This is a genomic window from uncultured Cyclobacterium sp. (assembly GCF_963977555.1).
Taxonomy (GTDB): domain Bacteria; phylum Bacteroidota; class Bacteroidia; order Cytophagales; family Cyclobacteriaceae; genus Cyclobacterium.
The window spans coordinates 1-14375 of sequence record NZ_CAXBPD010000027.1 but is presented as its reverse complement, the minus strand read 5'-3'; the positions used below and the strand labels follow the sequence as shown (position 1 = coordinate 14375).

Sequence of the window (14375 nt, the reverse complement as noted above, 5' to 3'; positions counted from 1 at the left end):
TTTTTGTTTATTAAAGTCTTAGTACATCAAAACAGATGATTAACAATACCTCTATACCGGATGCTGATCTATCCAATGCTGGAGATGATTACCATATATTATGGGCAATTCAAAAGTCTTTAGATCTTTTGAATTTTGACAAACATGGTTTGAAAGCGGTTCTTATTGAAGGAATTGAGGCTCCACTTTCTCATAGAATTGATCCAAGTGGGGGGAAACTATTAGGAATAGATTTAATCGAATATTATTCTTCTGATAATTTCGAGAAAGCTAACCGAGTAATTATATCTCAATTAAAATATAGTACTCGAAATGCCAATAAGAATCTTACTTTTTATAGTCTTTATAAAGGGAAAAAAGCTAAATCATCGCAAGGATCCATAATCCATAGGTTAGCTAATATCTACAAAGCATTTCGTCAAAATTATGGAAGAGACTTGGTTCAAAAAAAGATTAAGATAAAATTAGTTAGTAATCGAAATTTCAATCCTGTCCAATTAAGTGCTATTCAAGAAATACAAAAAGAATTACAGCTCATTGGAAAGAAAGTAAGTTTTAATCAATTATTAAAAGGAAATAGGAAATATATAGAGGCTTTTCAGAAACTTATGGATGCTTCTGGTTTAAAGGTTACAGAATTTTCAGATTTTATAAGACTTCTGGATTTTGAAGACTGCGGTTCAAACTCAAGGGATAATTTAAGGAAAGAGTTAATTCAGGCTATTAGTAATACCAGTGTTGTATCCAGAAACCAATTTAATGGTTTAACAAGGCTAATTTTAGATAAAATGATGCCCGAATCTAAAACTAACATTAGAATAACACTTACCGATGTCATTGCTACTCTGGGATTTAATAATGGAAGCCTTGAGAATTTATTCCCTGTGCCCCAGAACTTTGAAAAGTTACCAAAAAGTGTCCCAAGGGAGCAATTAGAGACGATACTTCAAGAGATAGAAAAAAATACAGGTAACCCCATATGTGTTCATGGTCCTGCAGGTATTGGAAAATCAACAATATCAATGCAAATTAGAAATTCCATACCTGATTTCTGTGAATGTATCGCTTTTGATTGTTATGGAAATGGGTCGTATTTGGATCCCACAGACAGAAGACATTTACATAAGAATGCTTTGGTTCAATTATCCAATGAAATTGCAAAACGAGTAGGTGTAAACTTTTTAGTCTTTAAAGAGGATTCAGAGGATGTTTACATTAAAGAATTTAAGAGAAGGGTTTTAGATGCGATAGAAATTCTAAAAAAAAGAAATGAGAATGCATATTTAGTAATCATCATTGATGCAGCTGACAATAGTATAACTGCCGCAAATAAAAGAAACGAAACTTCCTTTATACATGATTTATTGGAAGAGCCATTTCCTCCTGAATTCAAATTAGTTGTAACAACCAGAACCTATAGAAAAGAATCACTGCTATTGCCTAAGAATTACTTGGATATTTTATTGAAACCCTTTACGGAGATAGAAAGCGAACAACACTTAAAGCACTTTTTTCCTAAGAGTTCTGACGATGAGGCTCGTCACTTTCACGACCTTACCCAAGGTATTCCAAGAGTCCAATCTTATTCAATTGGGTTAAAAAAAGAGGGGGTTCAAGAAGTCATCAATTATCTACGTCCAAATGGAAAAACTGTTGAGGATTTAATTGATGAAAGGATTTTGGAGGCAGTAAACAAAATTGGCAATAATGGTTGGGTATTGGTAGATCATCTATTTATAAATTTAATAACATTGCCCCGTCCAGTACCAGTGCTGTATTTGGCAGAGCTTCTAGAAACGGATAAAGATCTAATAATAGATCTTGCCTCTGATATATGGCATGGATTGATTTTGTCAAATGGAAACCTGAGTTTCAGAGATGAAGATTTTGAAAATCACATTAGAAAGAAATACCAGGCCAATGACCAGCAAATAACAAAGATTGCTAATCTCTTTCTTTTGAGGGCTGTTAAAGAAGATTATGCTTCCATTAATCTTGGGAATTTATTATTTGAGGCAGGTCTTGGAAATGAACTAAAAGATATTGTATTAAATGAAAAACTAAGGAAATATCCATTAGATCCAATAAGAAATAAAGAAGTATATGTTGAGCGTGCTAAATTGGCTATGAAGATGACGCACCGGGAAACAGATAATCTAACATTTTTTAAATTATTGTTTATTGCAGCTGAACAATCCAAAACGGACAAGGCATTAAGCGATTTATTAATTGAGAACCCGGATTTGGTCATACAATTTGGAGATGAAGCATCATTAACTAAGCTTAATGCCGTATCAGATAGAAAGACATGGGGCGGTTCTTTCCATCTCAAATTATCAGGAATATATTCAAGGGAGAAATCAACAATAGAAATAGCTAAAAAACATCTAAAAACAGCCAATGATTGGTTGGATTGGAGGCATAAAATCAGGAATGATGAAAACTTGGATAGATATCCTATTAGCAGTTTGGATATTGCATTTGAAACAGAAGCAATACTAAGATTACTAGGACCATATAAGTCTTATCTGTCCATTTCTCGTTGGAAACCAAAAAGTGTACGCTATACCGCTGGAAATTACTTTGTAGATAATGTTTTGCTTCGCTCGTCAAGCAATCAGGTAAAAGGTTGGTTAACAGATTTGAAACTCCCCATATTAGTACAGGTTTTTTTGATTAATAAATTGTTCAAGGCCAATTTTAATACGGATAGTTTTAATTTCAAACAAATTATAGAATACTTATCCAAAGTCATTTCTGGTAAAGAGAAGTATAACAACTCATTTTACCTTCTTATTATTGATTTCATTGAAGTATTGGTTTTTCAAAATCTTTTCTCAAAAAAGGAAATCCTTGCGGTCCTTAGTAAAATAGTATATAGTTTACCAACTAGGGTGCCGCATTTTTCCAGCAACAATTTTGATAAGTCCTCAGAACTGGAAATGCATTTGAGTCTTAAGGCAGAAACGTTAATACAGTCAATCAATAGTAGAGAAATGACTGTAGAGGATATTTATCCTAAGAAATATATAGAAGCTGAAAAATTGAAAGATCCAAAGAAGAGGAGGAGTCTTGCTGACGAGAAAAGGGAATTTAAAAGATTCTTTAAACATGCTGTGCCTATTTATAAATTAAGGGCTGATAGATTGACTTCAAGGTTAAATGAAAAAGATTTTACACCCAAATTTGAGCTTGTTTGTAAAAACATTAAAGACGATTGGGATTTAAGATATTATTCCCATTGGGCAAATGATCAACTTAACTTTTTGGCTTCCATAGCTATTGAGGTTTTAATGTTAAATAAGTTTTCCGATGATCAAGTTGATTTGATACTGGATTCATTCTCAAACAAAACTTCGAATCGCATCTCGATTAGATTGATAGCTTTGGAGAAATTAATCAATCGAAGGGATAAACATACTCTATGTCTTAAGCTGCTCAATGAAATAGATAGTTTTATTAGCGAGAGCAAGATATCTGCTTCCGAAACAACTGAACTATATATTAAGTGCTCAATAAAAGGCTCTAAAATTGATAGGGAAACTGGAAAATATTATTTTGATAAGGCAATTGAAGCAGTCTCAGATGTAGACTATGAAGCATTTTATCAGATTAGATGTGTTTCAGAATTAAGTGAAATGGGAATTACTCAAAGTAATCCTCAAATGTCCTATAGATTAGCACAATTTTTGGAATATGCGGATGAAAAACTCAGCTATTATGATAAAAAACATTTTCCATACGGAGAAGGAATAAAAGGTATTTTCAATCTAGATCCTGCATCCGTGTTTTCGACAGTTTGCCGTTGGCACCACCGAGATGTCATTAGTTTAAATAAGTATATCCCTATTTTATTAAAAGCAACATTAGAAAACAATATTATAAATCATAAAGTCGCCAGTTCACTCCTTCCTTTGAACAGTAATTACTACCATGAGGATATAATGGGATTGTATAGGACTACAATTTCTAGGTTCAATTCAGATGGAGATTCTGAAAACCTAAAATATTTTGTCAAAATAGTCTCAAGAGATTTATTATTGGAGCAAAATTTAGAACACATAAAAGCATTGTATTCTGAATTAAGTAATTGTAAAATTATTGCTAAAGAGTATCTTAACCAATTAAAGGAATTTATTGAGTTTAGAACATATAGTAAGAGGAAGAAGGAGTCCAAATATAGTAACAATTCTTCTAAAGAGGATTACGCCCATGAGATCAACTTAGACAACATTGATTTAAGTTCCTCAAAGGACCTTGAAATTGCTATAAGGAATATTGTTAGTCGTGATAATGACTATCAACAGAGATGGAAAATAGAAAACTTTCTTTCAGATATAAAAGCGAATTGTGTCCCACAGGAATACGTTGGACATTTAAATGCCTTGGTAGATGTTTCAAATGAGGTGTTGAACTATTATTCCTTAGAAAAAGCACTTGATGAAAGGTTAAAGGAATGGAGAATTCATCCTGGAGTGAGAAAATGGAGTCAAGAAAAGTTCAAATATGTTCTAAACAAATGGTTTAATAAATTAAATGAAGATGACTACCTCTTTTTAGCTCATGTCAGAAGCTTTTCAAAGATATTCTCAGTTTCTGATGATGTTTTGTTTGATGCTATTATTCATGTTATTCCGGATAAGATAGAGCAACTTACTGACGAGTCACTTTATGGATTGAGCTTGACGATAAATAATCACTTAACTATTGAAGAAAATGAAAATCTAATTTTCTGGGCCTTAGAACGATGGACCTCAAAAATAGAGAAAGAAGCGGGCGATGGTTCATGGTATGATAAACTCATTCCACCTTCCAATCCTGAACAAATTGTTTGTGATGTCTTAAGATTCATACTTGGTCATCCCGACAAAAGATTAAGATGGAGGGCGGTACACTGTATCCGAAGACTTATAAATTTTGGAGAAATAGGTATAATAAAAAAGCTCTTTGAATTCCAAAACCATAAGGAGTGTTTCCCTTTTCAGGATAAAGAATATATGTTTTATTGGATGTCAGCTAAACTTTACCTGTGGATTGCTATTGAGAGAGCCAGCCAAGAATCTCCTATAAAATTGGTTTCATTAAAAAACGAAATATATCAAGAGCTTTTAAACCAAGACTTACCACATGCTCTAATAAAATTCTTTATTAAGAAAGTCTGTATTAACCTATATAAACATGATACTTCAATATTTAGCCCGGAAGAAAAAATAAACATTGATAACTCTTTGATAAGCGGGTTAGATATGATTAAAAATGACTATGGTGGTAAAGCCGAATTGAATTCAAAAATTTCATTTTCTAGAGAAAGGAATTTTCATTTCGATCCTATGGATACTCTACCTTATTGGTATAGTGGAGCCGCTCGACCTTTTAACCTTTTAGAGAATGATGTCGCCAATATTGCAGATTATTTCATAACCAACAAATGGGGCTATACAGGTAACCCTAATGAAGACGATTATATTAGAAATCAAATGAGTGATAGGGATTACCATTTGATGAGTAAAAGACACGGAAGCGACCCCGTTGTTGAGGATTTGGAAACCTATTTTGAATATCATGCTATGTTTTGTGCGGTAAATCAGTTATTGGAATTTCAGCCAACCGTGGAACCTGAATATAAAGACCAATGGGGTACATGGGATTATTGGATAAAATCCAAGGGAAACACTTGGGGAAATTATTGGTTATCCGATATTGCGGATACTGTTCCCTTAGAAGATAAATACTGGAACAATGAGTTTGAAAAATTTGACGAAAATTGGAGAAGCATAATAGACGATGAAAAATATGACACTGAAGTGGGGTTCGATCATTTTTTTGATAATAATCAGATAATGGCATTTTCATCCGTACGTCGGAATTTTGGGGAGAATTATGAATCCATTTCTATTCGGTCCGCTTTGGTTTCTAATAAGGGTTCAGAAGCCTTGTTAAGAGCGTTTCAGTCAGCTGAAGATTCCTATGACTACGCAATACCTTTTGAAAAAGATGAATATGATTTTGAAATTGACGTAAATGGTTTTCAATATATAGGATGGTTAAGAAATCCATCCTCAGATTATGAAGGATTGGACGTTCAAGATCCCTTTAAGAAGGATATTGGAAGAGACTATATCTGTTTTGGAAAACAAATTGAAAGCATATTTGATATTTCATACAGTGAATACCATAAAGAAGCATTCTTTGAAAATAAGGTGGTTTCAGAATATAGGCAATGGAACGAAACTACGGAATATAAATATCACGATAAAGTTGAAAGCAGCGGTGTAATTTTCAAAGTGAATATTCATTTTATTTTAAATTTTTTAAAGGAGATGAATATGTGTTTGATTCTTAAATGTGAGATTGAAAGACAACTAAATGAAAAAGTCTATGGTTTAGAAAAACGAGATCTAGGATTAGCGAACAACACAAAAATTTATCTTATACGACCAGATGGAAAAGTTAAAACACTCAGAGGACGCAATTTTAAAATTGGGTAAAAAAATAATTAAAGAACTACAGCTAGAACATACCGGAAACACATTAGTAAGATGGATGATTCACTATATATCCGAGTTAATGGAAAATGCTGATAAAGCCCCATCAGGAAAGAAAAAAGAACAATTGAGAAAAGAATGTTGCCAAGCAATATTAGAGTTATGGAGAAATAGAGAATTTCTTCCTATGAAGAAGCCTCTACAAAATGTAGCTCCAATACTAGAAATTTTAGAAGTATTTAAGGAACGTGATTTTTTAATATCCCCTCGTTGGCTTGAATACAGGGCACTTCCACGTGATAATAAATGGGCGAGTTTTGTAGATCTGGTCAAAAATAATTCTGAAAAAATTTTCAATCAATGCATGGATGTAAATTTTAATGAAGAAATCATCTTTAAAGAGAAAGAATGGTACAATGAACATGGTGAGTTTCTTTCCAAAGAAGAAAAGGAAATTATTAGTCATTTGGATATGATGATACAACTGAAGAATACCAGTTCTATAGATACCAATGCCATTGAAAAGACTTCTAAAAAGGAAAAATTTGATTATATTTTTAATGAACTTGAAAGTCTAATTAATGAACAAAAGAATGAGTTGATAAATTTAAAGAAATCAATTTCCAAATCTTTGTAGAAAGATCCGGAATAGACTATGATTTTATTCCCATCAAAATAGCCAACGCCATAGCCCTGATGTTTTTTGGATTCAAATAATAATCTGCTTCATCGGCATTGGTAATAAATCCCATTTCAACAAGTACCGTTGGGCAATACACAACAGTCTCCCGAAGTATCTGAAAATTGGCAAATTTCACGCCTCGTTCCTTAAAACCGAGCTTTCCTGTACTTTCTTTTAAAATGGAGAGTCCTATGGCAATGGATACCTTGATATGTTTTACTTTTTTTCTGGAAGTATGGACATACACCTCTATTCCTTGTGAGGTTCTGGAAGATGCATTGCAGTGCAACGACACAAACACATCTGCTTTAAGTGACCCGGCCAATCGGCCCCTATCTTTTAGGGAAACCAGGGTATCGGCATATCGGGTCAAATAGATAGCAAACCTATCATCAAAAAGGGTTTTGTTAAGTATGGTAATTTCTTTGGCTACATTCAAAACCACATCTTTTTCCAATATATCATTTCTACCTATGGCACCGGAATCGGTTCCACCATGTCCGGGGTCGATGATAATCACTTTTTGCTGACCAAAAACAAAGCAGAATTGCAGGAGCGAAATCCAAAAACTGACGTTTTTGAGGCCCAGGCACTTCCAAAATTTTAGAGTTATCAACATAGTCTTTTCAGATTTCCATATGATTTAATGCCAATTGGCATCAAACAAAAACAATCGGATTTAAAATTTATTTTATTCACAAACAACTGATTATCAATTATTTGAATTACAATATACAGTATTTTTCAAATATCAAAATCAGGCAAATTTTAAATCGATTTCATTATGAAAAAATCATTGTATGTAACCACCCTACTCTTGCTCATTTCAAGTACAACCTTTGCCCAAATAGGGGGCATCGAAGATTCCGTCAACGATGTTTCCGATACCATCCGTGCCATTTTCCCGATTATCCTTGGGGTCATCTTCCTTATCGGCTTCCTCTTCAATGCGGGACATTTCTTCGGTGAAAATGCCGATTTGAAAAAAGGGATTACACGAGTACTGGTCTTTGTCCTCATAGCCGGAGCTGTAGTGGGCATCTTCACCTATTTAATAGGCATAGTAGTGTAATGAAACGGTTCGAGGTCTATAAAAACATACGTAAGCGGGCGGTGATTATGGGGTTGCCCATATCCCTGTTCGCCTTGATGATGACATCCGTTATCGGCTCTTTATTGTTTATCATCTTTTCGTTCAGTTTTGTGGTCATCGTTTCCATATTTCTATGGAACGGAGCATTATATACAGTGCTGACCCACCTTACCAAAAACCCTGCTTTGATGCACATCAACAGGGTGTTCCCACAGACCATTAGTAACAAAAGAAGCAGCCACTTATACTATGAGAAGGATTAACCTATCGGCATACCATCCCATTTTGGACATCCAGGGGCATATCATCTTTGCTAACAATGGCAATTTGGTTTTGGGTTACCAAGTGGATACCCCTGAAATATACTCCTTATCTGAGAAGGATTTTGAGGACATACACGGTTCATGGTTCCAGGCGTCCAAATCACTGCCCGTGGCCACGGTTATTCACAAACAGGACATTTAAAGAAAAAGCCTTTATACGGCGAACGAATTGCCCAACGATACCTTTCTCCAAAAAGCGACCCACGATTATTTTAAAGGGCGTGGTTATTTAAAACATAGTTCATATCTGTTCTTTGTTCTCCCATACAACAAGGCATTGAACGCCACCAAGTTTACCTACCCGTTCCGTAAGGTCGAAAAGGGCATCCATAAACAGATGGACCATACTGTACAGGAGTTCATCGCTTCGGTAAACGATGCCGTTTCCTTTGTCAACAATAGCCGAAAGGTGTCCCTTACCCAATTAAAAGAGAGCGAAATATTAGAGCTTACCAACACTTACTTTAACGGGTTCAACGAGGGCGTAGCGAACAACGAGGGCTATACCTGGGGGTTGACCCCTGCGGAACTGGCCAAAAACTTAGCTGTGGTCATTTTGGTCATTTTTTCTACACAGGTATTGGGCGTTTTCGATGCCATTTTGGTGGCCATCGAGACCCAATACCGGGACACGGCTCCGGCACTCCTCCCGTTGCAGATGCAGGATATTGACATCGAACAGGATGTGGGTGCCTTGGAAGCCGCCAAAAAAGCAATGGCCATACTCTACGAGGCTCTGGTCACCCCTTTGTACGGGTTGAAGATGCTAGCCTTTATCATCGGGGTTTTTCTGTGGTTGTTGGATTTGTTCATCTATCCCTTGTTCTTGGCGGAGCGGTTTTTCCTTTTGGGCATCATGCAGGCGTTTTTTCCATTGGTCATCAGTCTGGCCGTATTTGAAAAGTTCCGGTCCTTGGCCTACAATTTCTTTAAGCTCTATGCTGGGGTGTATATGCTGGTGCCGCCTTCTTTTTGGTCAATGTATTCCTGAACAACCTCTATACCGAAATCAACACCAATTTTTGGAGCAACCTATTCGGAACGGATTGGGGAAGTAGCTTTTTTGCCCCGTTGCTGCAACTGGGCTCCATCGGGTTTATCGTATTCCTGAAGTTCAAACTGTACCGTAGGGCCATCTCGTTCACCCTTAAACTTTTCACTGGTGGATAATCCACATTAAAAGGCACATTAGACAATTAATCATCCATACTTAAAATGAAAACACCTTATAAAAACATATACAACATCCTTAAGCTGAACCGCTTTATTGTATTGACGGCCGTTGTAGGGGCTGTGCTCACCTGTATTGTTTCCATGCTGATGGTCATCAAACTGCACAAGGAGACCGTGGGCAGTGCCTTTGTGGTCAACTCAAACGGTAGTGTAATTCCCTTGAAGCTCGTTTCCCAACAAGAAAACCTGAACGTGGAGGCATTGGCGCACCTGGAGCTGTTCCATACCTACTTCTACAACATCGATGCGAGCAATTATGAAAGGAATCTGGAAAAGGCATTATGGCTGGGCAACAGCTCAGTGGATGCCCTCTATCGACAGAAAAAGGCCGATGGGGTCTATAACCGTTTGTTACAGTATTCATTGGTGCAAAAAGTGTTGAGCATCGAATCCAAAGTGGATATCCAAAACGAGCCTTACAGGTTTGAGACCAGGACCGTTTTTGAAATCAACCGGGGTTCCATAACCGATACCTACGAGCTTATCACAACGGGCAACCTTATCAAGGTGGATAGGAACTTTCCGAACAATACCCACGGATTGCTGATTACCGACTTTTTTGAAAAAACATTACGAAAAATCAATGGTGAACGATAAAACCCGTATAAAATGAAAGTAGAAAAAAACAAAATCATCTTTTCCATTGTATTGGTATGTATCCTACTTTTTATAGGAAGCTATGCCATGCTGGTATTGGGAGAGGATGAAGAACCGACCCTAGAGAACAACCAGGTTCCCGTGCCAGAATTGGAGGACGATCAAAAACAGTACGATTCAAAATTGGATGCCCTGAACGATTTGAAGGAGGTTAGGCAAACCAATGCCCCAAGCATCTACGATGAACGGCTACTGGATTCTACGGGCGTTTATGACCCGGATTTGTTGGACAAGGAAAAGATGCGATTGGTGGACAGTATCTACAAACAAGGGCAGATAAAATATTCAGAACAATCCTATGAACATATCAATCCGAGGTACAGGCCATCAAAACCGACCATTAAGAAGGAAAAGGACACCATCGACGTCAAGGATGAGCAGGAAACCGAAGTCGAGGTCAAGGAACGTGCTTTGGAGCACCAACTCTTTTTTGCTTCCCACCCCATCGAGAATGACGATTTGAATGCAAAAAATACGGACGGTTTTATCTACGTCCGTGTAGATGGTACGCAGACCGTCAAAAACAATTATCGCTTACAGATGCGGCTCCTAAAGGATGCCATGATTTATGGGCAACGTTATTCCAGGAATACGCCCATTTATGGATTTATCAGTTTTAAGCCCAATAGGGCCATCATCGATATTGAAAACATCAACCATCAACCCGTAAGATTAAGGGCACATGACTATCAGGACGGTAGCGAGGGAATTTATGTGGAAAACAGTTTTAGGGCAGAAGTTACCAATGAAATCGTTGGGGATATGGTGGACGACATTAACATTACCGGAGTGCCTCAGGTCAGTGGTTTCAAAAAAATTTTCCAGCGTAACCATCGCAATGTCAAGGTTACAATAACTGATAACTACAAACTCATTTTAAAAATATCCAAGACCAAATTTCAAGGAAAGCCCATGATGGGCAATTATTAAACTTACTCTTATGAAAACTTTTATCACATTACTGCTATTGGCCTTTACAACATCTATACAGGCACAGAAACCACTCGACACCATTTATGCCAATGACCAAAAGAACGTTGCCCTGTTTTTTCCCAATCCCATAAGGCAGGGCATTACAGGAATTTCCCATTTTGTGTTCACCTACAACCGTGAAAAGGAACAGTATTTTGGACTGTTACAGGCAAAACCGGGAACCGAGAGCAATCTTTTGGCCGTTACCAGTGACGGTAAGGTGTATTCCTATATCTTGAAATATTCCGAAAAACTTACCAAACTGAACTACTTCATCGACGAGGATGAAAGCATTGGCAATGAAAGCCCCACAATGGAAATACTCAAAACTGAAAATCCAGCAACCGCCACCAATAAGGATAGAACCGCTTATTTTCAAAGAGCTAGTGAATATTTACTCAGATCCGGTTCTGAAACCATTGCCGTAAAACGTAAAAAAGGAATCCGATTAAAGTTACAGAAAATGGTCTACGATGCTTCCGAGGTGCATCTGGTAATGGAGGTCAAGAACAAATCCGGAATCGATTTCGAAATTGACTATCTCAATGTGTACCGGACCAATGGCAACAATAAACGGAAAGCCTCTTACCAACGGTTGAGACAAGAGGTTGTTTATAAATATAAAATGCCCAACGCTATTGCTGATGGGAAATCGCAACGGTTTGTATTTGTGCTTCCAAAGTTTGTCCTAGGCGATAACGAAAAGTTGATGCTGGAACTGATGGAACGGAACGGGAGCAGAAAAGTGGTATTGGAGACAACTCTTTAACAAAATTACTGTACTATATAAACCTAAAAACCAAGCTTTATCGGCTTGGTTTTTTATCATTGGTTTTAAACCCAATTCGTTCCCTATTCTGTTGGTCAATCTGTACTTTATCTTTTTGCAATAGGTAGTTCAACGCTTGGTGGATGTCCTTGAATTTAACGTTCATTTCTTTTTCAAGTTTGGCTATTTGTTCCTTTAAATCCCCATAGTCCGCAAGATGCTTTCTATACATTACAAAAGCCCTAACAATGGAAATGTTTACCTGTATGGCCTTTTTACTCTTCAGTACACTGGAGAGCATGGCAACCCCTTGTTCAGAAAATGCAAAGGGAGCATATCGTAATCCCATTTTGTTAGATTCATTGGACATCACAAATTGTGACCTCCAATTCTCCAACTCCTCTTTGGTCAGTTCAAACATAAAATCATTGGGGAAACGGTCGATGTTCCGTCTCACTGCCTGTTTCAGCACTCTTGTTTCAACTCCATAAAGTTCGGCCAGGTCAAAATCCAACATGACTTTATATCCTCTAATCGTAAAGATTTTTTCTTTTATTATTGATAGTTCCATTTTATAGTTTTTGGTTATTAAAGTGCCTATCACATATTGTGATAAGCTTTGTTTGAATCATCTTTCTGTTCAGAAAATTGCACCCTTAATTTTTGCATATCATCGCTTACTTTACGCTCAATGACCTTGGCATAAATCTGGGTGGTCGAAATTTTCGAGTGACCCAACAGCTTCGATACCGTTTCAATAGGTATACCATTGCTCAATGTAACGGTAGTAGCAAATGTGTGCCTGGCAATGTGAAAGGTCAGGTTCTTTTTGATACCACAGACATCCGCAATCTCCTTTAAATAAGAGTTCAGCTTTTGGTTGGATATTTTGGGAAAGAGTCTACCCTGGGCAACGGCTTTGTAATTGTTTCTGTATTTTTCGATAATGGCCAAAGCTTTTGGAAGCAATGGTATACGGATGGGTTTGGTTGTTTTTTCACGTCTGTAATGAATCCATAATTCTCCATCAATGCCTATACAGATGTTATCTTCCGTCAAATGGATGACATCGATATAGCTCAAACTTGTATAGCAACTGAAAACGAACAAATCCCTTACCATTTGTAACCTTGCAATGGTCAGTTCCTTATTTTCGATTTCCTGGAGTTCGTCCAGACTCAAAAACCCGCGTTCCTTTTTTATGAACTTGGATTTAAAGTTGATGAACGGGTCACGTTCTATCCATCCCAATTTTTGCGACAGGTGTACCAACTTTCTGAACCGCTCGATATGTTTCATTACGGTATTGTTGCCCATCGGTTTCTGGTGGTCCTCCGGAACGTAGCTCCGCAGATACTTTTCGAACTTTATTATAAAATCATAATCCAGTTCCTGTAAATACTTATCGGTAGTCTTATATGCTTTTTTTAGGAACTTGAAAATATAGCGTTGGGTAGTGAAATAGTTTTTTTGGGTGCCCCATTTCAGCTTGCCCTCCATATCCTCATTATGGTAATTAATGATGTCCATAATGGAATGGCTATCGTCGTCCTCTCCAAAATACCTTGCTTTTACGGCTTGTGCGGTAATTAGTTTGCGTTCCGTTTTTAATTCCCGGTAGCATTCAAAAAGAAAGGTGTAGGTTTCGTCCAGATAGCTGTTGAGCATTCTGGATTTTTGGTTGTTTCCCTTTGCCCTGTTTCTGTGGATGTCCCAATCGGAGACCAGAGTTTTTCGTTTTAGGCTAATGGTCGCCCGTTTTCCGTTTACGGTAATTCTGGCATAGAGGGAAGCTTGCTTGTCTTTTGCCCTTGCGAAGTCTGCCCAGAACAAAATACTGAAGGTGGTCGATGTTTTCATTTGTTTCGTCTTTTAGTTAACAACAGGTGTTGTCAGACGAAAGCCAAATCACTTATAAAGATACATTTATTTACCGAACCAAAAAGGCTGCTTTAACAATTAGGTCAACACAAATGTTAAAACGGTTTTGTTATCCGATTTGTTGACTTTTGTTGACGCATTAAATCGAATCATTTGATTTCTCTAAAAAATAAAAAACCTGATAATCATTCGATTAACAGGTTTTTAGTAACAATTGATATGTTAAAAAGTCGGGGTGGCAGGATTCGAACCTGCGACCTCCTGCTCCCAAAGCAGGCGC

12 protein-coding genes are annotated in these 14375 nt (G+C 36.9%); 9 read left to right on the top strand and 3 right to left on the bottom strand.

The window, feature by feature from the left end; all coding sequences use genetic code 11:
• Window positions 1-35: 35 nt before the first annotated feature.
• Both AAC073_RS23120 and AAC073_RS23115 read left to right on the top strand, forming a co-directional pair.
• Complete coding sequence (locus AAC073_RS23120; RefSeq protein ID WP_339714973.1) at window positions 36-6488, top strand: ATP-binding protein; 6453 nt, start codon at window positions 36-38, stop codon at window positions 6486-6488.
• Window positions 6442-7122 (top strand): hypothetical protein, encoded by a 681-nt coding sequence (locus AAC073_RS23115; protein WP_339714976.1) that lies wholly within the window; start codon window positions 6442-6444, stop codon window positions 7120-7122. The genes AAC073_RS23120 and AAC073_RS23115 overlap by 47 nt, the downstream gene beginning before the upstream one ends.
• Window positions 7123-7138: 16 nt before the next feature.
• Here AAC073_RS23115 and AAC073_RS23110 read toward each other — a convergent pair whose 3' ends face one another.
• Window positions 7139-7687, bottom strand: coding sequence for an N-acetylmuramoyl-L-alanine amidase (locus AAC073_RS23110; protein WP_225604069.1), 549 nt, complete (start codon window positions 7685-7687; stop codon window positions 7139-7141).
• A gap of 264 nt (window positions 7688-7951) precedes the next feature.
• Between AAC073_RS23110 and AAC073_RS23105 the strand changes: the two genes are divergently transcribed.
• The 7 genes from AAC073_RS23105 to AAC073_RS23075 all read left to right on the top strand — a co-directional run bounded on the left by AAC073_RS23105 (window position 7952) and on the right by AAC073_RS23075 (window position 12214).
• Window positions 7952-8239: a hypothetical protein gene (locus AAC073_RS23105; protein ID WP_225604068.1), complete on the top strand. Its 288-nt coding sequence runs from the start codon at window positions 7952-7954 to the stop codon at window positions 8237-8239.
• Entirely contained in the window at window positions 8239-8523 is a 285-nt protein-coding gene (locus AAC073_RS23100) for a hypothetical protein (protein ID WP_225604067.1), read from the top strand. Before AAC073_RS23105 ends, AAC073_RS23100 begins: the two co-directional genes overlap by 1 nt.
• The gene (locus AAC073_RS23095) at window positions 8510-8725 is read left to right on the top strand and encodes a DUF3875 domain-containing protein (protein ID WP_339926189.1); all 216 of its coding nucleotides are present in this window, start codon (window positions 8510-8512) and stop codon (window positions 8723-8725) included. The genes AAC073_RS23100 and AAC073_RS23095 overlap by 14 nt, the downstream gene beginning before the upstream one ends.
• Before the next feature lie 27 nt (window positions 8726-8752).
• Window positions 8753-9574, top strand: coding sequence for a hypothetical protein (locus AAC073_RS23090; protein ID WP_339926188.1), 822 nt, complete (start codon window positions 8753-8755; stop codon window positions 9572-9574).
• A gap of 329 nt (window positions 9575-9903) precedes the next feature.
• Window positions 9904-10413 (top strand): hypothetical protein, encoded by a 510-nt coding sequence (locus tag AAC073_RS23085; RefSeq protein WP_339926187.1) that lies wholly within the window; start codon window positions 9904-9906, stop codon window positions 10411-10413.
• 12 nt (window positions 10414-10425) lie between these two features.
• Entirely contained in the window at window positions 10426-11403 is a 978-nt protein-coding gene (gene traM / locus AAC073_RS23080) for a conjugative transposon protein TraM (protein WP_225604065.1), read from the top strand.
• A 10-nt stretch (window positions 11404-11413) separates the two neighbouring features.
• Window positions 11414-12214, top strand: coding sequence for a DUF4138 domain-containing protein (locus tag AAC073_RS23075; protein WP_225604064.1), 801 nt, complete (start codon window positions 11414-11416; stop codon window positions 12212-12214).
• A gap of 37 nt (window positions 12215-12251) precedes the next feature.
• Here the strand turns inward: AAC073_RS23075 and AAC073_RS23070 are convergent, their stop codons facing one another.
• Window positions 12252-12785: an ORF6N domain-containing protein gene (locus AAC073_RS23070; protein WP_225604063.1), complete on the bottom strand. Its 534-nt coding sequence runs from the start codon at window positions 12783-12785 to the stop codon at window positions 12252-12254.
• 29 nt (window positions 12786-12814) lie between these two features.
• A complete protein-coding gene (locus AAC073_RS23065) occupies window positions 12815-14074 on the bottom strand; it encodes a site-specific integrase (protein WP_225604062.1) in 1260 nt (419 codons plus the stop codon).
• Window positions 14075-14375: the final 301 nt, after the last annotated feature.

Excerpts from the sequence above, each read along its gene's own strand:
- AAC073_RS23120 (WP_339714973.1), top strand. The coding sequence starts at position 36 with ATGATTAACAATACCTCTATACCGGATGCTGATCTATCCAATGCTGGA.
- AAC073_RS23115 (WP_339714976.1), top strand. The coding sequence starts at position 6,442 with ATGGAAAAGTTAAAACACTCAGAGGACGCAATTTTAAAATTGGGTAAA.
- AAC073_RS23105 (WP_225604068.1), top strand. The coding sequence starts at position 7,952 with ATGAAAAAATCATTGTATGTAACCACCCTACTCTTGCTCATTTCAAGT.
- AAC073_RS23100 (WP_225604067.1), top strand. The coding sequence starts at position 8,239 with ATGAAACGGTTCGAGGTCTATAAAAACATACGTAAGCGGGCGGTGATT.
- AAC073_RS23095 (WP_339926189.1), top strand. The coding sequence starts at position 8,510 with ATGAGAAGGATTAACCTATCGGCATACCATCCCATTTTGGACATCCAG.
- AAC073_RS23085 (WP_339926187.1), top strand. The coding sequence starts at position 9,904 with ATGGTCATCAAACTGCACAAGGAGACCGTGGGCAGTGCCTTTGTGGTC.
- traM (WP_225604065.1), top strand. The coding sequence starts at position 10,426 with ATGAAAGTAGAAAAAAACAAAATCATCTTTTCCATTGTATTGGTATGT.
- AAC073_RS23075 (WP_225604064.1), top strand. The coding sequence starts at position 11,414 with ATGAAAACTTTTATCACATTACTGCTATTGGCCTTTACAACATCTATA.
- AAC073_RS23070 (WP_225604063.1), bottom strand. The coding sequence starts at position 12,785 with ATGGAACTATCAATAATAAAAGAAAAAATCTTTACGATTAGAGGATAT.
- AAC073_RS23065 (WP_225604062.1), bottom strand. The coding sequence starts at position 14,074 with ATGAAAACATCGACCACCTTCAGTATTTTGTTCTGGGCAGACTTCGCA.